Origin of the sequence: Paraburkholderia guartelaensis (assembly GCF_004353905.1) — a bacterium.
Lineage (GTDB): Bacteria > Pseudomonadota > Gammaproteobacteria > Burkholderiales > Burkholderiaceae > Paraburkholderia > Paraburkholderia guartelaensis.
On record NZ_SMOD01000003.1, the window covers coordinates 218660 to 243646 of the forward strand.

A 24987-nucleotide genomic window follows, 5' to 3' on the forward strand; every position below is an offset into this window, starting at 1 on the left:
CGTGGCGCACACGCCTTCTCGAGGCGCTGGCGGTTCCCGTTCATCGGACGAAACGGGGCCGCCGGGTCTTGGCACGGCGCGACGCGGCAAGGCCGCCTCGCTCGCGTTGCTGCTCCTCGCGCAGGTGGCGGCGATGGGCGTCTGGTTTTCGTCGAGCACCGTGGTGGTCCTCATCAAGCAGGCGCACGCCATTGCCGCCTTCGACGAAGCCTTGCTCACGAGCGCCGTGCAGTGCGGCTTCGTGGCCGGCACCATCACGTCCGCGTTGCTTTCGCTGCCCGACCGCTACGATTTGCGCCGGCTGCTCGCGGGTTCCGCGCTCGTGGCGGCCGTGGCCACGGCCTCGCTCGCGTTCCTGCCGCCGGTTGGCGGCGCGGTCGTCGCGCTGCGGTTCATCACCGGCATGTGCATGGCGGGCGTGTATCCCGTCGGCATGCGGCTCGCGGCCACCTGGGCGCAAGGCGATCTCGGTCTGCTCGTCGGCCTGCTCGTGGGCGCGCTCACGCTCGGCTCGGCAAGCCCGCATCTGCTGGCGGCCACGGGCGGGCTCGGCTGGCGCACGATCTATGGCGTCGCCGCGGCTTGCGCAGCGTGCGCCGCGGTGCTGATCGGCTTTGCGGGCATCGGGCCGAATATCCGGCGCGCGACGCGTATCGACGTTGCGAAGGTCGCGCAGGCGTGGCGGCGGCCCGCCTTGCGGCTCGCCAATCTCGGCTACCTCGGCCACATGTGGGAGCTTTACGCGATGTGGGCGTGGCTCGCGCTCTTCCTGCAGCAAACCTTCGTCGCGCGCGGCATGGCCAACGCCCGCACGCGCGCGGAATGGATGACGTTCAGCGTGATCGCGATCGGTGCGGCGGGCGCGTGGCTCGGCGGCGTGCTGGCGGACCGCGTGGGGCGCACGGCCGTCACGGTCGGCGCGATGGCAACGAGCGCAACGTGCGCCGCGCTGATGGGCTGGCTGGCTCACGCGCCGCTCATCGTGATGGGTGCGGTTGCGCTCGTGTGGGGCGTCTCGGTGATCGCCGATTCCGCGCAGTTTTCGGCGAGCGTGGCCGAACTGGCCGATCCGGACTCGGTCGGCACGCTGCTGACCGCGCAGACTTGCGCGGGTTTTCTGCTCACGCTCGTGAGCATTCATCTCGTGCCGTACGTGGTGGCGTGGCTGGGATGGCGGGGCGGCTTCGGCATGCTGGCCGTGGGCCCGGCGCTCGGTTGTGTCGCGATGCTGCGGTTGCGGCGGCATCCCGATGCGGTGAGGCTCGCGGGCGGGCGTCGGTGATCCACAATGGCGCACGCGGGTGCAAAAGAGAAAAGAAGAGGAAAGCTGAACAATCGAAGTGCGGGCAGCGTGGTTCCACATACACCGCCGTTCGTGGACCTTTCCACAGAACCACGACATGCGGTAACTTAACGCGGATATTGGTTACGTCCCGCGCAAGAGGAGCTTGTCACGCATGTCAGCAAGACTGAACGAATTCCAGCAGCCCATTGGCGACCCTGTCACCGGCTGGCAGCCGCGCGAACGGCCTGCGCGCGTGACGATCGAGGGCCAGTTCTGCCGCATCGAGCCGATCGACCTCGACCGCCACGCCGCCGATCTCTTCGAAGCCTACGGTACGGCGGCCGACGGCCGTGACTGGACCTACCTGTTCTCCGAGCCCTTCACCGACTTCGCCGCGTTTCGCGAGTACCTCGCGAAAGCGGCTGCCTCGAGCGACCCGTTCCATTACGCCGTGATCGACCGCGCGAGCGGGAAAGCCGTGGGCACGTTCGCGCTCATGCGCATCGAGCCGGTGCATGGCGTGATCGAAGTAGGCAGCGTGACGTTTTCGCCGCGCCTGAAGCAAACGCCGCTTTCCACCGAGGCGCAGTACCTACTGATGCGCTACGTGTTCGACAATCTCGGCTACCGGCGCTACGAATGGAAATGCGACAGCCTCAACGCGCCTTCGCGCAAGACGGCGCTGCGTCTGGGCTTCCAGTTCGAGGGCATTTTCCGCCAGGCGATCGTGTACAAGGGCCGCAACCGCGACACCGCGTGGTTCGCGATCATCGACCAGGATTGGCCGCTCGCGAAAGCCTCATTCGAGAAGTGGCTCTCGAAAGAAAACTTCGACGCGCAAGGCCAGCAGCGCGCGTCGCTTGCCAGCCTGAGAGAAGCGGCGGCGTCCTGAATGTCCGGGGCGATCCTCATTCGCGACGTCGCGGCCACCGACCGCGACGCGTGGTTCGACCTTTTGGTCGGGCTACAACGCGTTCTACGAGACGAGCGTCGCGCCGCACATCAGCGAGCGCACCTGGCAGCGCATGCTCGATGCGAACGCGCCGGTGTTCGCGCGCGTCGCCGAAGTCGAGGGGCGGCTGGCGGGATTCAGCCTTAGCGTGCTGCATGAAGGCACGTGGGTCGATGCGCCCATTTGTTACCTCGAAGACCTGTTCGTCGATCCCGGTTGCCGCGGCCAGGGCATAGGCAGGCGACTTATCGACGACCTCATCGCACTGGCGCGTTCGCGCGCATGGTCGCGTCTTTACTGGCATACGCGCGAGGACAACCCCGCGCGCAAGCTCTACGACGAATTCGCGCAAGCCGACGATTTCGTACGGTATCGGTTGCAGTTCTAAACCACTCTCAGGATGAGGCGCGCGCGTACGCGTAAACGCAGGCCCCGGGCGAAAGCCGAACGTGCGGGCCGGCGTTCCCACGTCCCGAGCCCGATAGATAGGATTGTAACGAGTATTGTCACGATCGTTTCATCGGTATAGGATGGGTGCGAATAAACCACCACGGTTTGATGTGCATTGCACAAATTCGCCTCCCAGCCTATGTCAGAAGCCTCAACGAACTCGCTCGTCGTGCTGCGCGGCGCGCCCGCCCAGCATGCTGCGCATGTCGCGCGCAACGCCGGCGTGGCGTTCGACGCGGCGTGGCTCGACGCCTTGCGCGTCAACCAGTCCGCCGTCGAGCGGCGCACGGCCACGCTCGGCACGCGCCGCGCGGTCAAGAAGGACGCGCAGGCCGCGTGGCTCCTCAAGGCCATCACCTGCATCGATCTCACCACGCTCAACGGCGACGACACCGAAGGCCGCGTGCGGCGCCTGTGCACGAAGGCGCGCCACCCCGTGCGCGCCGACCTGCTCGCGGCGCTCGGCTTCGCGCCCGATGCCATCACGACAGGCGCGGTGTGCGTGTACCACCGCTTCGTCGCGGCAGCCGTCGACGCGCTGGCGGGCAGCGGCATTCCCGTCGCGGCCGTCTCGACCGGCTTTCCGGCGGGCTTGAATCCGCACGCGCTCAAGCTCAAGGAAATCGAGGCCTCCGTTAAGGATGGCGCCGAGGAAATCGACATCGTCGTCACGCGCGAGCATGTGCTGACCGGCAACTGGCGCGCGCTCTACGACGAAGTGCGCGAGTTTCGCGCGGCCTGCGGCGAGGCGCATCTGAAGGCGATCCTTGCCACGGGCGACATTCGCGTGCTGTCGAACATCGCCCGCGCGTCGATGGTCTGCATGATGGCGGGCGCGGACTTCATCAAGACGTCCACGGGCAAGGAGGGGGTCAACGCCACGCTCGACGTTTCGCTCGTGATGGTGCGCATGATCCGCGAGTACCGCGAGCGCACTGGCGCGCTGGTGGGCTTCAAGCCTGCGGGCGGCGTATCGAACGCCAAAACCGCGCTCGCGTACCAGATCCTCATGAAGGAAGAGCTGGGGCGGCCCTGGCTCGAGCCCGAGCTGTTCCGCTTCGGCGCGTCGAGCCTGCTCGCCGACATCGAGCGCCAACTCGAACACCACGTGAGCGGCCGCTATTCCGCCTTCCACCGCCACCCCGTAGCCTGAGCAGACCATACCGATGAGCGTAGCCGAGTATTTCCGAACGATGGATTACGGTCCCGCCCCCGAGGACGATCAGCCCGTGCGCGCGTGGCTCGCGCAGCACGAGGCCGCGTTTGGGCATTTCATTGACGGCGCATGGCGCGAAAGCGCCGATGGTGCGCGCTTCGAAGTGCGTGCGCCCGCCACGGGCGAGGCGCTTGCCGCCGTGGCGCAGGGCGGTGCGGCCGATGTGGCGGCGGCGGTCGCGGCGGCGCGCGCGGCGCAGCCCGAGTGGTACGCCATGGGCGGCGCGGCACGCGCGCGGCATCTCTACGCGCTCTCGCGTATGGTGCAGCGCCACAGCCGCCTCTTTGCCGTGCTGGAAGCGCTCGACAACGGCAAGCCGATTCGCGAGGCGCGCGACATCGACGTGCCGCTCGTGGCGCGCCATTTCCTCCATCACGCGGGCTGGGCGCAGCTTCAGGAGAGCGAGCTGGCCGGCTGGTCGCCGCTTGGCGTGATCGGCCAGATCGTGCCGTGGAATTTCCCGCTGCTGATGCTCGCCTGGAAAGTGGCGCCCGCCATCGCGCTCGGCAACTGCGTGGTGCTCAAGCCCGCCGAATACACGCCGCTCACCGCGCTCCTGTTCGCCGAACTGGCGCATCGCGCCGGCCTGCCCAAGGGCGTGCTCAACGTGGTGACGGGCGACGGCAGCACGGGCGCGGCGCTCGTCGAGCATCCCGGCGTCGACAAGATCGCCTTCACCGGCTCGACCGAAGTGGGACGTCTCATCCGCACCGCCACGGCCGGCACGGGCAAGTCGCTCACGCTCGAACTGGGCGGCAAGTCACCGTTCATTGTGTTCGACGACGCCGATCTCGACGGCGCCGTGGAAGGCGTGGTTGACGCCATCTGGTTCAACCAGGGCCAGGTATGCTGCGCGGGTTCCCGGCTGCTGGTGCAGGAGGGCGTCGAGGCGCGCTTTATCGAGAAGCTCAAGCGCCGCATGGCGACGCTGCGCGTCGGGCCTTCGCTCGACAAGGGCATCGACATTGGCGCGATCGTCGATCCGGTGCAGCTCGAGCGCATCGAGTCGCTCGTGGAAGCCGGGCGGCGCGAAGGCTGCGACGTGTGGCAGCCGCGCGAAGTCGAGCTGCCGTCGGGTGGCTGCTTCTATCCGCCGACGCTCGTGACGGGTATCGGGCCTGCTTCGACGCTCGCTCAGGAAGAAATCTTCGGGCCGGTGCTCGCGGCCATGAGCTTTCGCACGCCGGAAGAGGCCGTGGCGCTCGCGAACAATTCGCGCTATGGCCTCGCTGCTAGCGTGTGGAGCGAGACAATCGGGCGCGCGCTCGACATCGCCCCGCGCCTGCAATGCGGCGTGGTGTGGATCAACGCGACGAACCTCTTCGACGCGAGCGTGGGCTTTGGCGGCTACCGCGAGTCGGGCTTCGGGCGCGAGGGCGGCCGCGAAGGCGTGTTCGAATATCTGAAGCCGGCTGCCTGGAGCAAGCTGCCGATGCGCGCGCAACGCGCGGCGCGCCCGCCGGTACAAGATTTTGCGCACGCGGGCACCGGTCTCGATCGCACTGCGAAGCTTTTTATCGGTGGCAAACAGGTGCGGCCCGACAGCGGCTATTCGCACGCCATCCACGCGCCGAACGGTGAATGGGTGGGCGAAGTCGGCGCGGGCAGCCGCAAGGACGTGCGCGATGCCGTGGCGGCCGCGCGCGGCGCGGGCAAGTGGACGCAGATGAGCACGCACGCTCGCGCCCAGGTGCTGTACTACCTCGCGGAAAACTTGAGCGCGCGCGCCGAAGAATTCGCACGGCAACTCACGCGTCGCGCCGGGCACGACGCGCGCGCGGCCGAGCGTGAAGTGGAGATGGCCATCGACCGGCTGTTCAGCTATGCGGCGTGGGCCGACAAGTTCGATGGCGCGGTGCATACCCCGCCATTGCGCGGTGTCGCGCTCGCCATGCACGAGGCGCTGGGCGTCGTCGGCATTGCTTGCCCCGACGAAGCGCCGCTGCTCGGCTTCGTTTCGCTGATCGCACCGGCGCTCGCGATGGGCAATCGCGTCGTGGCGCTGCCGAGCGAGGCGTGCCCGTTGACGGCAACGGACTTCTATCAGGTCGTGGAAACCTCGGATGTGCCTGCGGGCGCGCTCAACATCCTGACCGGCGAGCGCGCCGCGCTGCTGCCGGCCCTCGCGAAGCACGACGACGTGGACGCGCTCTGGTGCTTCGGCACGGCGGCCGATTCGTCCCTCGTGGAGCGCGAGTCGGTTGGCAATCTGAAGCGGACCTTCGTCGATCATGGCCGCGAAGTTGACTGGTTCGACCGGACGAGCGCAGGATTGCCGTTCCTGCGCCATGCCGTGCAGGTGAAGAACATCTGGATACCGTACGGCGACTGAGCGCTTCGAAAGAGAGAGACGCCAGCACCGGAGCTTTGCATGGGACCAGAGTAAGTGCTTTGCATGGGACCGGAGTAAGGGCTAAAGCCCGAACTCTGGTCGACAGCTAAAGCGCTAACTCTGATCGACAGCTTTGCATGGGGCCGCACTAAGCGCTAAAGCGCCAAGTGCGGCCGACAGGAGACAATAATGCTGAAGAATCTTGACCCGCTTCTGAATGCCGATGTCCTGCAAGCGCTGCGCGCGATGGGTCACGGCGATGAACTCGTCGTTTGCGACGCCAACTTTCCCGCCGACTCCGTTGCGCGCGCCACGGTGCTCGGCAAGCTCCTGCGCATCGACGGCGCCGATGCGCCCCGCGCCGTGCGCGCGATCCTCTCCGTGCTGCCGCTCGACACCTTCGTCGAAGCCCCGGCCATGCGCATGGAAGTGGTCGGCGAACCCAACACGATTCCCACCGTGCAGCACGAAGCGCAGGCCGAGGTCGACGCCGCGGAAGGCCGCGCCGTGCCGTTCGCGCCCATCGAGCGTCATGCGTTCTATGCGCGCGCCCGCAAGGCCTACTGCGTGATCGCCACGGGCGAGACGCGCGGCTACGGCTGCTTCGTGTTCACCAAAGGCGTGCTGCTCGCTCCCGACGCACCGCGTGCGAAGGAGCCGGGCCAATGAGCGGACGCGTCGTCATCCTCGGCATCTATGTGACCGATCTCGCGTTCCGCGCGAGCCGCATGCCGATGATCGGCGAGACGCTCGCCGGATCGGCATTCGCGATGGGGCCGGGCGGCAAGGGCTCGAATCAGGCCGTGGCCGCCGCGCGCGCGGGCGCGCAAGTGGTGTTCTGCACGCGCGTGGGCAACGACGCGTTCGGCGACATCGCGCGCGCGACGTGGGCCGCCGAAGGCATCACGGCGCGCACTCAGGCGGTGGACGGGCTGGCCACGGGCGCGGCGCACATCTTCGTGGACGACACGACCGGCATGAACGCGATCATCGTCGCGGCGGGCGCAGCGGGCACGATGGAGCCCGGCGACGCCGAAGCGATCGAAGCCGATATTGCGGCCTCCCAGGTATTCGTCACGCAGCTCGAACAGCCGCTCGCGGCAGCGCGGCGCGGCCTCGAACTCGCGCGCCGGCATGGCGTGAAGACGGTGTTCAATCCGGCGCCCGCCATGGCGCTGCCCGACGACATCTTCCCGCTGTGCGACTACATCACGCCGAATGAGACCGAGGCGCAGGCGCTCACGGGCATCGAGATCCGCAACGCCGACGACGCGCGCCGCGCCGCCGACGTGCTGCTCGCCAAGGGCGCGGGCGCGGTCATCGTGACGCTGGGCGAAGCCGGCGCGCTGCTCCACACGCGCGACGCATCAGTGCTGCTACCTGCCTTCAACTGCGGCCCGGTCGTGGAAACGGCGGGCGCGGGCGACGGCTTCACGGGCGGCTTCGCGGCGGCGCTCGCGCGCGGCGACGACGCGCTTACGGCCACGCGCTTCGGCTGCGCGCTGGCGGGCATTTCCGTTACGCGCCCCGGCACCGCGCCCTCCATGCCGCGCAAGGAAGAAGTCGACGCCATGCTCGAACGCACGGCGAATGCCGGTGCACATTGAGCATTGCCAGGTGAAAACACACCGCAAAGGATGAGGTCCATGAAGTCTGCACTCTTTGCCAAATGGTTCGGCGACCGTCAGTTGAACTTCCTGCTGGCCGTGAACCTGCTGGTCGTGCTGGTCGCGGTCTGGGTGTCGCGCGGGCAGTTCGTCGGTATCGACAACCTGCAGTCGATGGGCGCGCAACTGCCCGAAGTCGCGCTGCTCGCGCTCGGCATCATGCTCTCCATGCTGTCGGGCAACGGCGGCATCGATCTTTCCGGCGTGGGGCTCGCGAATCTCTCGGGCATGATCGCCGCGCTGATCGTGCCGCGCCTCGTGAGCGGCGACGACTCGCCCGCGCTGTATACGGCGCTCTTCATCGTGATCGTGCTTGGGATGGGGCTCATCGGAGGCCTGCTGAACGGCGTGGTGATTGCGCGCCTCGGGCTCACGCCCATTCTCTGCACGCTCGGCACGCAACTGCTTTTCACGGGCTTCGCTGTAGCGCTGAGCAACGGCGCCTCCGTGCACGTGGATTACGTCGAACCGCTCGCCGATATCAGCAACGGCACGTTCTTCCAGATACCGATTTCGTTCCTGCTATTTGTGGCCGTGGTCGTGCTGCTGGGCTGGCTGCTCAGGCGCACGCCGTTCGGGCTGCGCCTCTATCTGATGGGCACGAACCAGCGCGCCGCGTTCTATGCCGGCATTCCGCGCGCGCGCATGCTGATCATGACCTACGCGATGTGCGGCGTACTCGCCTCGCTCGCCGGGCTCGTGAGCGTTTCGCACACGCTCAGCGCGAAATGGGACTACGGCAATTCCTATCTGCTGATCGCCATTCTGATTGCGGTGATGGGCGGCGTGAATCCGGCGGGCGGCTATGGACGCATCATCTGCGTGTTCTTCGCCGCCACGGTGCTGCAATTCCTTTCGAGCCTCTTCAATCTGATGGGCGTTTCGCAGTTCTTCGGCGACTGCGCCTGGGGTTTCCTGCTGTTGCTCTCGCTCGCGTTCGCGGGCGGCGAGCGGGTACGCGCGATTTTCGGTTTCGGCGGCTCCCCGTCTGCTGGCAAAGGGCGGACTTCGGGCTGACCGGCCGAACTGTGTAGCAGGCGGGCCTCGAGCCTCGGAGGTCCGCCGCCATCTCTTTCGGGGCGACGGTTAATCGGCGAATAAAAAACGGAGACATCGAACATGAAGATCAGGCGACTCAGTGTGGCAATCACGGCGTGTGCACTTGCCGCTGGCATGGCGGCCGTGGCGTATGCGGCGGAAAACCCGACCATCGTTACGGTGGTGAAGGTGACCGGTATTAGCTGGTTCAATCGCATGGATGACGGCGTCAAGGAATTCGGCAAGGACAACCCGAACGTTTCGGTCTACCAGACGGGGCCGGGCCGCGCGGACGCCGCGCAGCAACTGAAGATCATCGACGACCTGATCGCAAAGAAAGTGAGCGCGATCGCGGTCGTGCCGTATGACCCGCCCACGCTCGAACCGGCGCTCAAGAAGGCGATGGACCGCGGCATCAAGGTCGTCACGCACGAAGCCGACAACGAAAAGAACACGATGGTCGACGTCGAGGCGTTCGACAACTCCGCCTACGGCGCCGCGCTCAACGACCGCCTCGCCTCGTGCATGCACAACGAAGGCAAGTGGGCGACGATGGTCGGCTCGCTCGGCAGCCGCTCGCAGGTGCAGTGGGCCGACGGCGGCATCGACAACGCGAAGAAGAAGTTCCCGAAGATGCAGCTCGTCGAGACGAACCTCGAAACCAACAACGACGGCGAGCACGCATATGAAGTGGCCAAGGAAGTGCTGCGCAAGCATCCGGACATCAAGGGCTTCCAGGGCTCGTCGTCGCTCGACGTGATCGGCATTGGCCGCGCGGTCGAGGAAGCGGGCCTGCAGGGCAAGATCTGCGTGTACGGCACCGGCCTGCCGACCGAGGCCGGCAAGTACCTCGAAAGCGGTGCGATCAACGGTATTGCGTTCTGGGATCCGAAGCTGGCGGGCATCGCCATGAACAAGATCGCGATGATGCTGATCGACGGCAAGACGGTGGAGAACGGCGCGAACCTCGGCCTGCCGGGCTACGAGAAGGTCACGGTGTCGAAGGGTCCGGGCAAGGGCATCATCGTGCGCGGCCAGGGTTGGGTGAGCGTCGACAAGTCGAACTACAAGCAATACAACTTCTGATCGGGAGAAGGTGGCGCGCGCAGCGGGCTTGCAGCCCGGCGCGCGCTTCGTCGCAACGTCACGAAGAGACGACATGGCTTCAGAACCGTTATTGCAGGTGCTCGGCGTTCACAAGCGCTTCACGGGCGTGCACGCCTTGCGCGGCGTGACGCTCGCGTTCGAGCGCGGGCAGATCTATCACCTGCTCGGCGAGAACGGGTGCGGCAAGAGCACGCTCATCAAGATCATCTCCGGCGCGCAGCCGCCCGACGAAGGCGAACTGGTGATCGACGGCGCGCGCCACGCGCGGCTCACGCCGCTCGAATCGCTCGCGGCGGGCATCGAGACCGTGTATCAGGATCTTTCGCTGCTGCCCAACATGAGCGTGGCCGAAAACATCGGACTCACGACCGAGCTCGCGGAGCATGCGGGGCGTCTCGCGCGCACGTTCGACCGCCGCGAACTGGCCCGCACGGCCGAGCGCGCCTTGAAGGCCGTGGGCCTGCCGGGCGACGCCGAGTTTCAGGCGACGCTCATCGAACAACTGCCGCTCGCTACACGTCAGCTCGTGGCGATCGCGCGCGCCATTGCGAGCGAAGCGAAGTTCGTCATCATGGACGAGCCCACGACCTCGCTCACGCAAAAGGAAGTGACGAACCTCATCGCCGTGCTCGGCCAGTTGCGCGCGCAGGGCGTGACCGTGCTGTTCGTAAGCCACAAGCTCGACGAGTGCTATGCGATCGGCGGCGAAGTGATCGTGCTGCGCGATGGCCAGAAAGTGACGCAAGGTCCGATCACGAATTACACCAAGGCGCAGTTGAGCGAACTGATGACGGGCCGCGAGCTTTCCACCGAACGCTACCGCAGCGTCGCCGCCGAAGCCGAGGTGCTGCTCGACGTTCGCGGTCTGGGTCGAACGGGCCTGTTCAGCGACGTGTCGTTCACGCTGCACCGCGGCGAGATTCTCGGCGTGACGGGCCTGCTCGATTCGGGCCGCAACGAACTCGCGCGTGCACTTGCGGGCGTCGCCCCCGCCGATGCGGGCGAGATCGTGCTCGAAGGCCGCGCGATCAAGCTTTCGACGCCCGGCGACGCGAGGCGCGCGCGCATTGGCTACGTGCCGGAAGACCGCCTGAACGAAGGCCTTTTCCTCGACAAGCCGATTCGCGACAACGTGATCACGGCGATGATCGCGAGCCTGCGCGACCGCTTTGGCCAGATCGACCGCGTGCGCGCACGTGCATTGGCGGAAAACACCGTGAAGGAGCTGCAGATCGCCACGCCCGATGTGGATAAGGCCGTGCAGTCGCTCTCGGGCGGCAACCAGCAGCGCGTGTTGATTGGCCGCTGGCTCGCCATCGATCCGCACGTGCTGATTCTGCACGGGCCGACCGTGGGCGTGGACGTCGGTTCGAAGGACATCATCTATCGCATCATGCAGCGGCTTTCGCAGCGCGGCATCGGCATTCTGCTGGTCAGCGACGACCTGCCCGAGCTGCTACAGAACTGCGACCGCGTGCTGATGATGCGTAAGGGCCGCCTCGCTGAAGAGCATCACGCCGATGGCCTGACCGAGGCCGAGCTGTACCGTGCGCTGCTTGCAGAGGCAGCCTGAATTCCGCGTAACGTTTTGCCGGACACCGCATGAGCATGAATCAGACAATGAGCACGTCGTCCAACACCGTCGAAGTCGCACGCCAGAGCGTACCGCTCAACTGGCGCGCGAAGCTCGCCCGCAACCCCGAATGGTTCACGGCCACGCTGATCGTTATCACGTGCGTGATCGTCGCCTCCATCAACCCGCGCTTTTTCCAGTGGGCCACGCTGTTCGACCTGCTGCACTCGGCCACGATCACGTCGCTGTTCGCGCTCGGCACGCTCGTCGTGCTGGCGTCGGGCGGCATCGACGTCTCTTTCACGGCGATCGGCGCGCTCACGATGTACTCGATCACGAAAGCCGTGTTCGCGTGGTGGCCCGATGCGCCGTTCGCGCTCATTTTGCTGACGGGCGCCGTGGGCGGCATCGTGCTCGGCGTCATCAACGGGATGCTCGTGCACCGGCTGCAGGCGCCTTCGCTGATCGTGACGATCGGCACGCAATACCTCTATCGCGGGCTGCTGCTCACCTTCGTGGGCACGACGTTCTTCATGAACATCCCGCACAGCATGGACCACTTCGGCCGCATTCCGCTCATTGCCTACAAGACCGCCGACGGGCTCAACGCGGTGCTGCCCGTTTCGGCGATCGCGCTCGTAGCGGGCGCGATTCTCACGTGGTGGCTGCTCAACCGTACGATGATGGGGCGCGGCGTCTACGCCATGGGCGGCAGCACGGCGATTGCGGAGCGGCTGGGCTTCAACCTGCGCGCGATCCGGCTGTTCGTGTTCGGCTATACGGGGTTTCTCGCCGGCGTGGCAGGCATTTTGCACGTCGCGAACAACCGGCTTGCCAATCCGTTCGACCTGGTGGGCTCGGAACTCGACGTGATCGCGGCCGTGATTCTGGGCGGCGCGCGCATTACGGGCGGCAGCGGCACGGTCGTGGGCACGCTGCTCGGCGTGGCGCTCGTCACGCTCATCAACAACGTGCTCATTCTTGTGGGCGTGCCGAGCACGTGGCAGAAGGTGATTGTCGGCGCGTTCATTCTGGTGGCCGGTACGCTGTTCGCGCTGCGCCGGCGCGGCTGAGTCGCCTGACTATTGGCGCGAGACCGGCGCTGCACGGCCGGTCGCCGCTTACGCGCTGTGCGCGCGCAGCGTCTGGCCTTTCTCGGTGATGACGGAGTTGAAGTCGTCCATCTGCGAAAAGCGCCATGCTTTCACGATGCCGTACTTGCTGGCATCCACAACGAGATGGCTTTCCACGGCGCTGGCCATGGCTGCCTGCTTGAGCGCCACTTCGTGAAAGTTCCAGCACGTCACGCCGCGCGCGGCGTCCACGCCGCCCGCTGAAATAAACGCCTTGTTGATGCCCATGCGGCGCAGCGTTTCGAGGCTCTCCTCGCCGGAAAACGAGTCCGACGACGGCACATACACGCCCCCCAGCAAGATCATGCGCACGTTGGGCATGCGCCGCAGAATCTCGGCCACGTTGAGCGAATAGCACACCGCCGTGATCTGCAACTGCGAAGGGATGAGGCGCGCGAGGGCGGCGAGCGTCGTGCCGCAGTCGATGAACACGGTGTCGTTCTGCGCGATGAGTCGCGCCGCGTGCGCGGACGCTTGCGCCTTGGCCTGCGCGAAGTGGTCTTTTTCGTGTTCGAGCGAGTAGCCGGCGGTATTGGGCACGTCTTGCGCGCTCACGATATAGCCGCCCAGATACGTGAAACGCTCGGGATTCGCGGCGATGTCGCGCCGCACGGTCATTTCGGAGACACCAAGCACGCTGGCTGCATCGCGCAGATGCATGACGTTGTGTTTTGCGAGCGCGTCGGCGAGGGCGCGCAGCCGGTCGGTTTTGGCCATGGAGTGGGTGCTGCGCCGGAGTGTGTTGCGTTCCGGCGAACGTTAGATTTGTTTCGTCCGCGTGAGCGAATTATAACAAGCAAGGCGTGCGATGGCCACGTGCTTTGGCTCCTGCCGCCCCGGCGCCCGCTTCGGCGAGCATGCGTTTTTCGCATGCTCCGCTCGACAATTAATCGTTTGTGGCGTCCCGATGCCGCACGGATACTGCCCTTTCTCATGAAGCGGCGGCAACGCCAAACCGGCAGCAATCCATGCGATCAGACCTCAATTTCATCAATGGGCAGTTCGTCGGCGCCGAAGGGCCGCAGATCGCTGTCCACAACCCCGCAACCGGCGACGCGATCGGCCACGTGAGCGCCGCGAGCGCCGCCGACGCGGTTCGCGCGGTCGTGGCCGCCAAGGCCGCGCAGCGCGCCTGGCGCAAGTTGCCCGCCGCCGAACGCGGCGCGATCCTGAACCGATTCGCGGACGCGATCGTGGCGCGCGCGCCGAAGATCGGCGCGGCGCTTGCCGCCGAGTCGGGCAAGAGCGTCGCGGACGCAACCGCTGAAGCGCAATACGCCGCCGAAATCCTGCGCTATCACGCGCAGTGGGCGCGTCGCATCGAAGGCGAGGTGATTCCGAGCGACAGCGCGAACGAAAACCTCATCCTCATGCGCGAGCCGATCGGCGTGGCCGCGTGCCTGATTCCGTTCAACTTCCCCGTGTACACGCTGCTGCGCAAGGTCGCGCCGGCGCTCATCACGGGTAATGCGGTGGTCGTGCGCCCGAGCAACAACACACCGTGCTCGGCGTTCGAAGTGGCGCGCGCGGCGCAGGAAGCCGAACTGCCGGCGGGCATTTTCAATGTGCTCGCCATGGACCACGACACGGCCGCCGTGCTCTGCACGCACACGGATGTCGGCATGATCACGCTCACGGGCAGCGTAAGCGCGGGCCGCAAGGTGCTCGATTACTGCAAGGAAAATATCGCCAAGCCGTCGCTGGAGCTGGGCGGCAAAACGCCCGCGATCATCGAAGACGACGCCGATCTCGAAGCGGCCGCAACGGCTATCGTGCGCTCGAAGACCACGCATTGCGGCCAGCTTTGCACGGCGATCGAACGCGTGTACGTGCACGCTTCGGTGCATGACCGCTTCGTCGCGCTGCTGCGCGAAAAGATGAGTGCCGTGCGCTTCGGCGACCGCGCCGAAGACGCAACCCGCATGGGTCCGCTCGTGAGCGCAAGCGCACGCGCCGCGATCCACGAGATGGTCGAGCGCGCGGTGGCCGAGGGCGCGAAGCTCGAAACGGGCGGCTACGTGCCCGAAGGCAAGGGCCATTTCTATCCGCCCACGTTGCTCACGCATTGCCGCCAGGACATGGAGATCGTGCAGGAGGAGATCTTCGGCCCGGTGCTGCCGGTGCTTTCGTACGAGACGCTCGACGACGCACTGCGCATGGCCAACGATCACCAGTTCGGCCTTTCGTCGGTGCTCTTTACGGAGCGCTACCGCTCGACCCTGCGCGTCGCGAACGAGATCGAAGCCGGCGAACTGTACGTGAACCGCACGCCTGCGGACCCGTATCAGGGCTATCACGCTGGCTGGAAGCGCTCGGGCCTCGGCGGCGACGACGGCAAGCACGGCATGCTCGAATTCACGCAGACACGCCTTGTCGTGATGCCGTTCTGATCGTTCGACATCCCGATTAATCGTTGAAAGGCAGCCCCTCGAAAGGGGCGCCGCAGATAAAGAAAGAACGCCTCGCGCGGGCACCCGCCCGCGTGCCGGTGTCAGCCTTGCATGGGACCAGAGTAAGTGCTTTGCATGGGACCGGAGTAAGGGCTAAAGCCCGAACTCCGGTCGACAGCTAAAGCGCTAACTCTCGTCGACAGGAGACAATTTTGCAGAAGTCCATCGGAAAGCCCAATGCGCCGGCAATGCCGCGCGCCGAAACCCCATCGCTCACGCCCGCCGCATCGGGCTCCATGCAGCGCTACGTGCAGTTGCTGCTGCTCGTGCTCGCCGCGGGCGGTATCTATCCGCTGCTGTATCTGCGTCAGGTCTACCAGACCACGATGCTCGATGTCCTGCACATCGACAACGCTCAGCTCGGCTATCTCTACTCGGTGCTCGGCATCGTGTTCTTCGTTTCCTATCTGCCGAGCGGCTGGCTCGCCGACCGCGTCGCACCGCGCCTGTTGATCTGCTTTTCGCTCATCGGCACCGGGGCGCTGGGCCTCTGGTACTCCACCGCACCCTCGTTCCATGCGCTGCTCGTGATCTTCTGCCTCTGGGGCGTCACGACCGGCCTCACGTTCTGGGCCTCGGTGCTCAAACGCGTGCGCATGATCGCTGGGGCGAACGAACAAGGCCGGTTTTTCGGGCTGCTCGACGGCGGACGCGGGCTCGTCGAAGCGCTGCTCGCCACTGCCGCCCTCGCGCTCTTCGCCGCCGCGACCGGCTCGGGACGCGGTGAAGCGGTGGGCCTGCGTCACGTGATCTATATGTATTCCTTCACGTGTATCGCACTCGGCGCGTTGATGAGCTTCTTCAAGGATCCCGCGCCCGCGCAGGCAGAAAGCAAGCCGGTCGAGGCGAATGCAAACGGTTCGCTGTGGCGCGATCTCGCGACGCTCGCCGCGATTCCGCAGCTCTGGCTCATGGCCGCTGTGGTGTTCTGCGGTTATCAGATCTTCTGGGCGACGTACAGCTTCTCCGCGTATCTCCAACAGGGCGAGATGCATATGACCGTCGTGGCGGCCGGCATGGTCACCACCGCGAAGCTCTGGATGCGCCCCATCGGCGGCATTGGCGGCGGTTTTCTCGGCGACCGCCTGTCGAACCTGCGCGTGCTGATCTGGGCGCTGTTCCTGGCCGTCGCGGGCCTGATCGGTCTGATCCTGCTGCCCGCGCTGCGCAACATGGCGCTGCTCGGCGCGGTGGTGCTGTTCATCGGCCTCATGACGTACGCGATTCGCGGCCTCTACTGGACGCTGCTCGACTACTGCGCGATCCCCATGCGCATCACGGGCCTCGCCATCGGTCTCGTTTCGCTGGTCGGCTATTCGTCGGACATCTTCCTGCCGCTCGTGAACGGCTATATCACCGAGCACTACGCGGGCATGCTCGGCTATCAGATCTATTTCGCCTATGTCGCCGCCATTGGCACGCTCGGCGGTATCGCCGCGCTCGTGCTCAAGCGCATGACCCACTCCAAACCTGCCTGAAACAGCCTGAACCATGAAAGTCGTTGCAATTGAAACGAACGTCGTTGCGGTGCCTCCTCCGCACCTCGGCGGCATGTACTGGATCTTCGTTACGCTGAAAACCGATTGCGGCATCGAAGGCGTGGGCGAAATCTACGCCGCTACGTTCCATCCCGACGTGATGGTGCCCGCGATCGAAGACGTCTTCACGCGCTATCTGCTGGACCACGATCCGCACCGCGTCGAGCGCCTGTTCCGCGAAGCCTATTCGAGCGGCTTCACGCAGCGCCCGGACCTCACGATGATGGGCATCGTGAGCGGCCTCGAAATGGCATGCTGGGACATCATCGGCAAGGCGGCGGACAAGCCCGTGTACGAATTGCTGGGCGGCATGGTGAACGAACGGCTGCGTTCGTACACCTATCTGTACCCGAAGAACGCGAAGGGCGAATACGATTACGACGACCCGGATCTCGCCGCCGAATGCGCGGCGGAGAACGTGAAGCGGGGTTTCACCGCGGTCAAATTCGACCCGGCCGGTCCGTACACGGCTTATTCGGGGCATCAGCTTTCGCTCGAAGTGCTCGACCGTTGCGAAACGTTCTGCCGCAAGGTGCGTGAAGCGGTGGGCAGCAAGGCCGATCTGCTGTTCGGCACGCATGGCCAGATGGTGCCTTCTTCGGCCATCCGGCTTGCGAAGCGGCTCGAACAATACGACCCGCTGTGGTTCGAGGAGCCGGTGCCGCCGGGCCAGGAAGAGGCCATCGCCAATGTCGCGAAGCACACCTCGATTCCCATCGCCACGGGCGAACGTCTCACCACCAAATATGAATTCCACAAGCTGTTGCAGGCGGGCGGTGCGTCGATCCTGCAACTGAACGTGGCACGCGTGGGCGGCCTGCTCGAAGCGAAGAAGATCGCGACGCTCGCCGAGGTGCACTACGCGCAGATCGCACCGCATCTCTACAACGGGCCCATTGGCGCGGCGGCGAGCATTCAGCTCGCGGCCTGTACGCCGAACTTTCTGATTCAGGAAAGCATCGGCACGTGGGATGGTTTCCACGCGCAAGTGCTCAAGCAGCCAATTCAGTGGGAAGACGGTTACATCATTCCCTCGAAGGCGCCGGGCCTTGGCGTTGAACTCGACATGGATGTCGTGCGCGCGCACTCGCCATATACGGGCAAGCGTCTGCATTTGCAGATGGCGAGCCAGCCTGCCGACGTGCGCGATACCTCGCCCGCACGCGGCTGATCTGCCGGAGCACTCAGATGAACTACGACTACATCATCGCCGGCGCCGGTTCGGCAGGCTGCATTCTCGCGGAACGGCTCTCCGCGTCCGGGCGTCATTCGGTGCTGCTGCTCGAAGCGGGCGGACCCGACGATTCATTCTGGTTCAAGATCCCGATCGGGTTCGCCAAGCTGTACTACAACAAGCAGTACAACTGGATGTATTACAGCGAACCGGAGCCGGAGCTTGCCGGCCGCCAGATCTACGCGCCGCGCGGCAAGGTGCAGGGCGGCTCGGGCGCGATCAACGCGATGATCTACGTGCGCGGCGCCGCGCGCGACTACGACGACTGGGCCGCGGCAGGCAACGAGGGCTGGTCGTACCAGGAAGTGCTGCCGTACTTCCGCAAGCTCGAATCGCATCCGCTGGGCGACACGCCCTGGCACGGCGCGAATGGCCCGGTGCGCATCACGCCGATGAAGGAGGGCGCGCATCCGGTTTGCCGCACCTTTGTCGAAGGGTGCACGCAGCTCGGCTACGAGCGCAACGACGACTTCAACGGCGCGCGGCTCGAAGGCGTGGGCATCTACGATGTGAATACGCGCGACGGCAAGCGCGATTCGAGCAGCGTGGCCTACCTGCATCGCGCGGGGCAGCGCTCGAACCTGAAGATCGAGCATCATGCGCGCGCCACGCGTGTGCTGTTCGACGAGGCGCAAAAACGCGCCATCGGCGTGGAGATCGTGCAGCAGGGCGTGAAGCGCACGTTTCAGGCGAATCGCGAGGTCATCGTCGCGGCCGGTGCGGTCGATTCACCCAAGCTGTTGCAGCTTTCGGGTGTGGGCCCGCGCGAGCTGCTCGCGAAGCACGGCATCTACATGGTGCACGAGCTGCCCGCGGTAGGGCAGAACCTGCAGGACCATCTGTGCGTGAGCTTCTACTATCGCTCGCGCGTGAAGACGCTCAACGATTCATTCGGCAGCTGGATGGGCAAGCTGAAGTTCGGGCTGCAATACGTGTTTCAGCGCAAGGGTCCGTTCTCGATGAGCGTGAACCAGTCGGGCGGCTTCTTCCGCACGAGCCAGGACGAGGCGCACCCGAACATGCAGGTGTACTTCAATCCGCTTTCGTACCGGATTCCCAAATCGAATCGCGCGCAACTCACGCCGGAGCCGTACTCGGGCTTTCTCGTCTGCTTCAATCCTTGCCGGCCCACGAGCCGTGGCTCGGTGGAGATCGCTTCGGCGAACGTGGAAGACGCGCCGAAAATTCGCGGTAACTACCTCTCGACGCAGAAGGACCGCGACGAAGCGATTGCGGGCAGCCGCCTCGTGCGCAAGCTGATGACGGCGCGCGCGTTGCAGGGCATCACCGAAGCCGAGGTGACGCCCGCCGGCGAAGTGACCGACGACGCGAGCATGCTCAAGTTCTTCCGCGAGCAAAGCGGTTCGATCTATCACCTGTGCGGTAGTTGCGCGATGGGGCCGGACCCGCGCACGTCAGTGGTGGACGCGCGCCTGCGCGTGCATGGCATCGACGGCTTGCGCGTGGTGGATGCGTCGATCTTCCCGAACATCACATCGGGCAACACCAATGCGCCGACGATGATGGTCGCGGAAAAGGGCGCAGACCTGATTCTGGAAGACGCCGATCACGCCATCGCTGCAAAGGCCATCGAGCAGGGCCGTCAGCGCATGGCCGCCACTTCGTCCTGAAGCCACTGCCGGAAAAGCTGGAGCGGCTTCGAAGCCTTCTGCTCGGGCCGCACCACGAACCAGTATGACTGGCGGCCGTCCACGTGGATGTCACGCACGGGCGCGAGCAGGCCCTGGGCCAGTTCGTCTTCGATCATGTGGCGGTCGGCCATCGTCACGCCGAGCCCTTCGATGGCCGCGCGGATCGCATGATCGAGCAGGTCGAATTCGTAGCCGCCCGACGTGTCCACGTCCTCGATGCGCGCCGCGTCGAGCCAGTGCCGCCAGGTGAGGTAGCGCTGGTTGTCGCCCGCGAGCACGTGCAGCAAGGTCTGCTGCGTGAGGTCGATGGGCCCTTGCGCGAGCAGCGCGGGCGCGCACACTGCGATGTGCGATTCGTGCATCAGCAGCGAGCTGTCGAGGCCTTCCCATTCCCCATCGCCAAAGCGGATCGCGCAGTCCAGCGCCGTCGAATCGGCGAGACTGTCTTGCAAATGCGTGGTGAGGCTCAGTTCGAGTTCGGGATGGCGCGCCTGCAGGTGCGTGAGGCGCGGCACGAGCCAGCGGCTCGCGAAGGTGGGCGGCGCGTTCACGCGCAGGCGGTTGAGGTCGCTCTTCTGCTGGATCGTGCGCACCGTCACTTCGATGCGGTCGAACGACTGCTGGAGCGTGCGCAGCAGCGCGCGCCCGGCGTCGGTCAGTTCGAGCCGGTGGTGATGGCGCTCGAGCAGCGCCTCGCCGAGCTGTTCTTCGAGCTGGCGCACCTGGCGGCTCACTGCGCTCTGCGTCACGTTCAGCTGCTCGGCGGCGCGGGTGAAGCTGCCGCTCGTGCCTGCCGCTTCGAACGCCTTCAGGGCGTTCAGCGCCGGCATCTTTCGCTTCAAGGTCGTCTCCTCGCTCCGGGCGCCATGTCGAAACGACGCCTCCTGCAAACGACGCAGTATACCGGCCCGCACCGCCAATCAGACACCCCGTGCGCGTGAGAGCGCAGCGAGCGCGAGTGTGACGACGAGCGCGAACACGTAGAGCCCGCCTGCCCCCAGAAGACGCATGAACAGCGAAGCGACGGTGGGGCCGGCCGCGCCGCCGAGCGAGAAGACCAGCAGCAGCGTCGCGCTCGTCTGCACGCGCCGCGCCTGATCGACGCGGTCGTTCACGTCGGAGACGATCACGCCGTAGAGCGTGAACGTGAGCGCGACGTACAGAAACAGGATCGTATCGACGAGAACCGGTGCGCGCAGGATCGCGAGCGCCGCCGCCGCGCACGCGGAGACGAGCGAGATCAGGCCGAGCGTAGTGCGCCGCCCGAGGCGGTCGGATAGCCGCCCCACGGGCCATTGCGAAAGCAGTGCGCCGATCAGCACGACGCCCATGGCGCGCGAAATACCGCTCGCCGGATAGCCGATGCGCGCGAGATACACCGGCGTGAGCGCATAGAACGCGCTGGAAAGCAGCCCCGCGCCGATGCAAGCCGGCACGCTGCGCGGCGCGACGCGGTGCAGTTCGCGCAGGCCGTCGAGCAGCAGCGTGGGGCGCTTCGGCGTGGCGAGCGCGGAGGCCGGCGCCGTGGCTGCAGGCGCGGGCGGCCCGGCTCCGGCCGATTGCCACTCGCCGATCAACGCTACCGGTATGAGCGCGGTCACGAACAAGCCGTTTACGAGCGCATGCTCGAAGATGCCGCCGGGCGCGCCCACACCCAGCAGAAATTGCCCGGCGCTCACGCCGAGATACGTGAGCACGAGATAAAACGCGAACGCGCGCCCGCGCCGTTCGTTCGGCACGGCCCCGTTCACGCCGCTTTCGATCGACGTGAACACGCCGACCATGCTGAAGCCGGTGATGAGCCGCAGCACGGCCCAAATGTCAGGGGAATCGAAGGAGAGATAGCCGAGCGCCGCGAGTGCGGCGAGTGCGCCAAAGCCGATGAAGGCGCGCTGCGGCCCGATGCGCCCGACAATTGGGCCGAGCCCCAGCGCGCCCACGATGAAGCCGACGTAATAGCACGATTGCACGAGGCCGACGTCGAGCGCGGTGCGCTCGCCGTGCAGCATGCGCAGCGAGATCAGCGTCGTGAGGAGGCTGTTCCCGCAAACGAGGATCGTATAGCCGCCCAGCAGGCCGATGAGCGCCCGCATCTACGGCGGCTTAGTGCGTCGTTCCGGCGCGGCGCTCGACGAAGCGCCGCACGTAGTCGTCGGCGGGGCGATGCAGGATGTCGTCGGGCGTGCCGCACTGGATGAGGCGGCCGTCGCGCAGAATCGCGATCTGGTTGCCGATGCGCAGCGCCTCGTCGAGGTCGTGCGTGATGAACACGATGGTCTTCTTGAGCGTGGCCTGGAGTTCGAGCAGCTGGTCCTGCATTTCGGTGCGGATGAGCGGATCGAGCGCGGAGAAGGCTTCGTCCATCAGCAGCACGTCGGTGTTCGCGGCGAGCGCGCGGGCGAGGCCCACGCGCTGGCGCATGCCGCCCGAAAGCTCGTCGGGATAGTGGTCCGCATAACCTGCGAGGCCCACCTTGCCGAGCCATTCGCGCGCGCTTGCATGCGCCGCCGCTTTCTTTTCGCCGCGCGTGGCGAGGGCATAGGCGGCATTGTTGAGCACCGTCTGGTGAGGCAGCAGCCCGAAGCTCTGGAACACCATGCTTACGCCGTAGCGGCGCAGATCGCGCAGGCCGTTGTCGGAGAGTTTGAGCACGTCCTTGCCGTCGATGAGGATCTCGCCCACGGTCGGCTCGATGAGCCGGTTGAAGTGGCGCACCAGCGTCGACTTGCCCGAGCCCGACAGGCCCATGATCACGAAGATCTGGCCCGAGCCGATCGACAGGCTCACGTCGTTCAGGCCTACGTTGCAGCGCGTCTTCTCGAGGACCTCGGCCTTGCCCGCGCCGCCGCGCAGCAGTTCGAGCGCGCGCTGGCTGCTTTCGCGCGTGCCGAAGATCTTGTAGACGTTCTTGACTTCGATGCCGCTCATGATCGTTACCTCATTCCATGCTCATTGCGTATGCTGGATGCGCCGGCCGGTCTTCATATTGTGCCGGCGCTTTTGCCTTCGCGTTCGTTACTTGGCCGGCTGGCTCGTCAGATCGCTGCCGCTGGCCGCGTCGGCGCTTGTGCTTTCCTGTTCGCGAACACGGCGAAACGGAATGCGCGAGGGCTGCTTCGATTTGCGCGCGAGGCCGCGTGTGCGCCGGCCCTGGCCGTAGCCCTGGCTGATGCGGTCGATCACGATCGCGAGAATCACGATGGCGACGCCCGCTTGCGTGCCCTTGCCCACGTCGAGCGTCTGGATACCCGCGAGCACGTCTTCGCCAAGACCACGCGAGCCGATCATCGAGGCGATCACGACCATGGAAAGCGCCATCATCGTGGTCTGGTTGATACCGGCCATGATGCTTGGCCGTGCGAGTGGCAACTGCACGCCAAAGAGCAATTGCATGCGCGTGGTGCCGAACGCGCGCGCGGCTTCGACGATTTCCGCATCCACGTGGCGGATGCCGAGATCGGTCAGGCGAATGAGCGGCGGCAGCGCATAGACGACCGTGGCGAGAATGGCGGGCACCTTGCCGAGGCCGAACAGCATGAGCACCGGAATCAGGTACACGAAGCTCGGCAGCGTCTGCATGATGTCGAGCACCGGCAGCAGCACGCGGCGCAGCCCGCTGCTCGACGCGGCGAGAATGCCGAGCGGCACGCCGAGCACGACCGAGATCAGCGTGGCGACGACCATCAGCGCGAAGGTCTGCATGAGCTTGTCCCACAGCCCGAAGCAGCCGATCAGCCAGAGCAGCACGACGAACAGCAGCGCCACGCCGATGCGCCGAGAGGCATGCCAGCCGAGCAGGCCCACGGCGGCGAGCACGACGATGGGCGGCGTGGCGCGTAGCAGGCTTTCGAGCGGCACGAGCACGTCGCGCAGCATGAGCACGCTGAAGTTGTGGAATGCGTCGCCGTAGCGCTGCACGAACGCGGTGACCTGATCGTTGACCCAATCGGCGATCGAGAGGTGAAGAAAGGGAGATCCCATGGTGAGCCTCATTCTGCGTGTGTCATGTGATGCGTACCGTCGTGCGGCCAGTGTCGTTGCTTACGTGCTCAGGCCGGCCTGCACGCGCGCCGCGACTTCCGGCGTGACCCATTGCTTCCAGATTTCCGGATGCTGCTCGAAGAACGTGCGCGCGACCGTGGAGGCGTCGAGCTTCTTGTCGTGCATCTGCTGGACCAGTTGTTCGTCGAGCGCGAGCGGCAGGCTCACCTTGCCGAAGAACGCGACGGCGTCGGGCTCGGCGTCGTAGAACGGCGTGGAGACCGCGACCTTCAGATGCGAGACCTTGAATGCGGAGGCGCAGGGCGCGCCCTTCGGATCGGCGATGGTGTCCCAGCAGGCGTCGGAATACGGCGCGCCCTCGAGTTGCACGAAGTGGTACTTCGCCATCAGGCCGGCGGGCTGCCAGTAGTAGAAGAGAATGGGCTTGCCGCGCTCGTAGGCCGAGGCGATCGCCGCGTCGAGCGCGCCGCCGGTGCCGGGGCGGAAGTTCGTGTAGTCGTCGCCGAGCTTGTAGGCGGTGAGCAGGCGGTTGTTGAAGCGCTCGCAATCCCAGCCTGCGGGGCAGTTGTAGAAGCGGCCCTTACCGGGTTCTTCGTCGTCCGTGAAGAGGGATTTGTACTGCGGCAGTTGCGCAACGGAGCGCAGTTGCGGCGCCATGGGCTTGATGCCGCGCTTGGCGTCGCCGTTGATCACATAGTCGGGGACGTACCAGCCTTCCTTGTCGCCGCCGGGAATCAGCTCGCCCACGAGCTTCACGCTGCCGTCTTTCAAGCCGCGTGCGACGATGGGGCTGCGGCCCGTCCAGTGCTCGGCCCAGATCTGCAGGTCGTTTTTCGTGAGCGCCGTTTCGGTGGCGGCCGTGGCGCCGGGCACGACTTCGGTCTTGCAGCCGTATCCCTTCTCCAGCACCGTGCGCACCATTTCGGTCATCAGCGCGCCGCTTTCCCAGGTGATTTGCGCGAGCTTCACGGTTTTGCCCGCCTGGCACCAGCCGGGGGCTGCAAAGCTGCTCGTGGCCGCGCAGGTCAGCGCGAGGGCGGCGGCAATACGCACGCCTGCCAGCGTGATACGTCTCATGTCGTCTCCAGTGATTGGAATTGTATGCGCGGGCCAGCGTGGGCCGCCGCTTTTCGAATCAGTCCGACCAGAGTCTAGCCGTGGCATTTCGGGTTGCGAAGCAACGAATAGTCATCGATGCATTACCTGATCTCATGCCACTTTCATCACGCGAATGACCCATGCGAGAGCGATGACTGCGCGTCATGCCCCCATGAGATTTCATAGCTTTTGGGCGCTTGCGGCGTGTGCTGGAATGCGTCTGGCCAAATTCGAACTCATGTACACAGGAGACGGAGTCA

19 protein-coding genes and 1 pseudogene are annotated in these 24987 nt (G+C 65.8%); 14 read left to right on the top strand and 6 right to left on the bottom strand.

Going from position 1 to position 24987, the window contains the following annotated elements; genetic code table 11:
* Window position 1: 1 nt before the first annotated feature.
* The 10 genes and pseudogenes from E1N52_RS05455 (at window position 2) to E1N52_RS05505 (ending at window position 12693) form a co-directional block, all read left to right on the top strand.
* The gene (locus E1N52_RS05455) at window positions 2-1282 is read left to right on the top strand and encodes an MFS transporter (RefSeq protein WP_246088963.1); all 1281 of its coding nucleotides are present in this window, start codon (window positions 2-4) and stop codon (window positions 1280-1282) included.
* A gap of 175 nt (window positions 1283-1457) precedes the next feature.
* Window positions 1458-2625, top strand: a pseudogene (locus tag E1N52_RS44800) (GNAT family N-acetyltransferase).
* A 201-nt stretch (window positions 2626-2826) separates the two neighbouring features.
* Complete coding sequence (deoC, locus tag E1N52_RS05470) at window positions 2827-3840, top strand: deoxyribose-phosphate aldolase (RefSeq protein WP_133180901.1); 1014 nt, start codon at window positions 2827-2829, stop codon at window positions 3838-3840.
* A gap of 13 nt (window positions 3841-3853) precedes the next feature.
* Window positions 3854-6235 (top strand): aldehyde dehydrogenase family protein, encoded by a 2382-nt coding sequence (locus E1N52_RS05475; protein WP_133180903.1) that lies wholly within the window; start codon window positions 3854-3856, stop codon window positions 6233-6235.
* Between the two features lie 189 nt (window positions 6236-6424).
* Window positions 6425-6904, top strand: coding sequence for an RbsD/FucU family protein (locus E1N52_RS05480; protein ID WP_133180905.1), 480 nt, complete (start codon window positions 6425-6427; stop codon window positions 6902-6904).
* Window positions 6901-7842: a ribokinase gene (rbsK, locus tag E1N52_RS05485; RefSeq protein WP_133180907.1), complete on the top strand. Its 942-nt coding sequence runs from the start codon at window positions 6901-6903 to the stop codon at window positions 7840-7842. The genes E1N52_RS05480 and rbsK overlap by 4 nt, the downstream gene beginning before the upstream one ends.
* A gap of 39 nt (window positions 7843-7881) precedes the next feature.
* The gene (locus tag E1N52_RS05490; RefSeq protein ID WP_133180909.1) at window positions 7882-8919 is read left to right on the top strand and encodes an ABC transporter permease; all 1038 of its coding nucleotides are present in this window, start codon (window positions 7882-7884) and stop codon (window positions 8917-8919) included.
* 102 nt (window positions 8920-9021) lie between these two features.
* Complete coding sequence (locus tag E1N52_RS05495) at window positions 9022-10026, top strand: autoinducer 2 ABC transporter substrate-binding protein (protein ID WP_133180911.1); 1005 nt, start codon at window positions 9022-9024, stop codon at window positions 10024-10026.
* 73 nt (window positions 10027-10099) lie between these two features.
* On the top strand, window positions 10100-11620 hold the full coding sequence (locus tag E1N52_RS05500) for a sugar ABC transporter ATP-binding protein (protein WP_133180913.1): 1521 nt from the start codon (window positions 10100-10102) through the stop codon (window positions 11618-11620).
* Between the two features lie 35 nt (window positions 11621-11655).
* On the top strand, window positions 11656-12693 hold the full coding sequence (locus E1N52_RS05505) for an ABC transporter permease (RefSeq protein WP_406951161.1): 1038 nt from the start codon (window positions 11656-11658) through the stop codon (window positions 12691-12693).
* Between the two features lie 48 nt (window positions 12694-12741).
* Here the strand turns inward: E1N52_RS05505 and E1N52_RS05510 are convergent, their stop codons facing one another.
* Window positions 12742-13470 carry a DeoR/GlpR family DNA-binding transcription regulator gene (locus tag E1N52_RS05510; protein ID WP_133180916.1) on the bottom strand — a complete coding sequence of 243 codons (729 nt, stop codon included), beginning with the start codon at window positions 13468-13470 and terminating at the stop codon, window positions 12742-12744.
* 251 nt (window positions 13471-13721) lie between these two features.
* On the opposite strand from E1N52_RS05510, the gene aldA reads away from it, so the two are divergent.
* The 4 genes from aldA (at window position 13722) to E1N52_RS05530 (ending at window position 19606) form a co-directional block, all read left to right on the top strand.
* Window positions 13722-15143: an aldehyde dehydrogenase gene (aldA, locus tag E1N52_RS05515; protein ID WP_133180918.1), complete on the top strand. Its 1422-nt coding sequence runs from the start codon at window positions 13722-13724 to the stop codon at window positions 15141-15143.
* Window positions 15144-15391: 248 nt separating this feature from the next.
* Window positions 15392-16681 (top strand): MFS transporter, encoded by a 1290-nt coding sequence (locus tag E1N52_RS05520; protein WP_133181215.1) that lies wholly within the window; start codon window positions 15392-15394, stop codon window positions 16679-16681.
* 13 nt (window positions 16682-16694) lie between these two features.
* Entirely contained in the window at window positions 16695-17912 is a 1218-nt protein-coding gene (locus E1N52_RS05525; protein WP_133180920.1) for a mandelate racemase/muconate lactonizing enzyme family protein, read from the top strand.
* Between the two features lie 17 nt (window positions 17913-17929).
* Window positions 17930-19606: a GMC family oxidoreductase gene (locus E1N52_RS05530; RefSeq protein WP_133180922.1), complete on the top strand. Its 1677-nt coding sequence runs from the start codon at window positions 17930-17932 to the stop codon at window positions 19604-19606.
* Here E1N52_RS05530 and E1N52_RS05535 read toward each other — a convergent pair.
* The 5 genes from E1N52_RS05535 to E1N52_RS05555 form a co-directional block, all read right to left on the bottom strand.
* A complete protein-coding gene (locus tag E1N52_RS05535; RefSeq protein WP_205965581.1) occupies window positions 19579-20457 on the bottom strand; it encodes a LysR substrate-binding domain-containing protein in 879 nt (292 codons plus the stop codon). The genes E1N52_RS05530 and E1N52_RS05535 overlap by 28 nt on opposite strands.
* 90 nt (window positions 20458-20547) lie before the next feature.
* Window positions 20548-21720 carry an MFS transporter gene (locus E1N52_RS05540; protein WP_133180926.1) on the bottom strand — a complete coding sequence of 391 codons (1173 nt, stop codon included), beginning with the start codon at window positions 21718-21720 and terminating at the stop codon, window positions 20548-20550.
* 10 nt (window positions 21721-21730) lie between these two features.
* Window positions 21731-22555 (bottom strand): quaternary amine ABC transporter ATP-binding protein, encoded by an 825-nt coding sequence (locus E1N52_RS05545; RefSeq protein WP_051481489.1) that lies wholly within the window; start codon window positions 22553-22555, stop codon window positions 21731-21733.
* Between the two features lie 87 nt (window positions 22556-22642).
* Complete coding sequence (locus E1N52_RS05550) at window positions 22643-23608, bottom strand: ABC transporter permease (protein WP_133180928.1); 966 nt, start codon at window positions 23606-23608, stop codon at window positions 22643-22645.
* 60 nt (window positions 23609-23668) lie between these two features.
* A complete protein-coding gene (locus E1N52_RS05555) occupies window positions 23669-24706 on the bottom strand; it encodes an ABC transporter substrate-binding protein (protein WP_133180930.1) in 1038 nt (345 codons plus the stop codon).
* Between the last annotated feature and the right edge of the window lie 281 nt (window positions 24707-24987).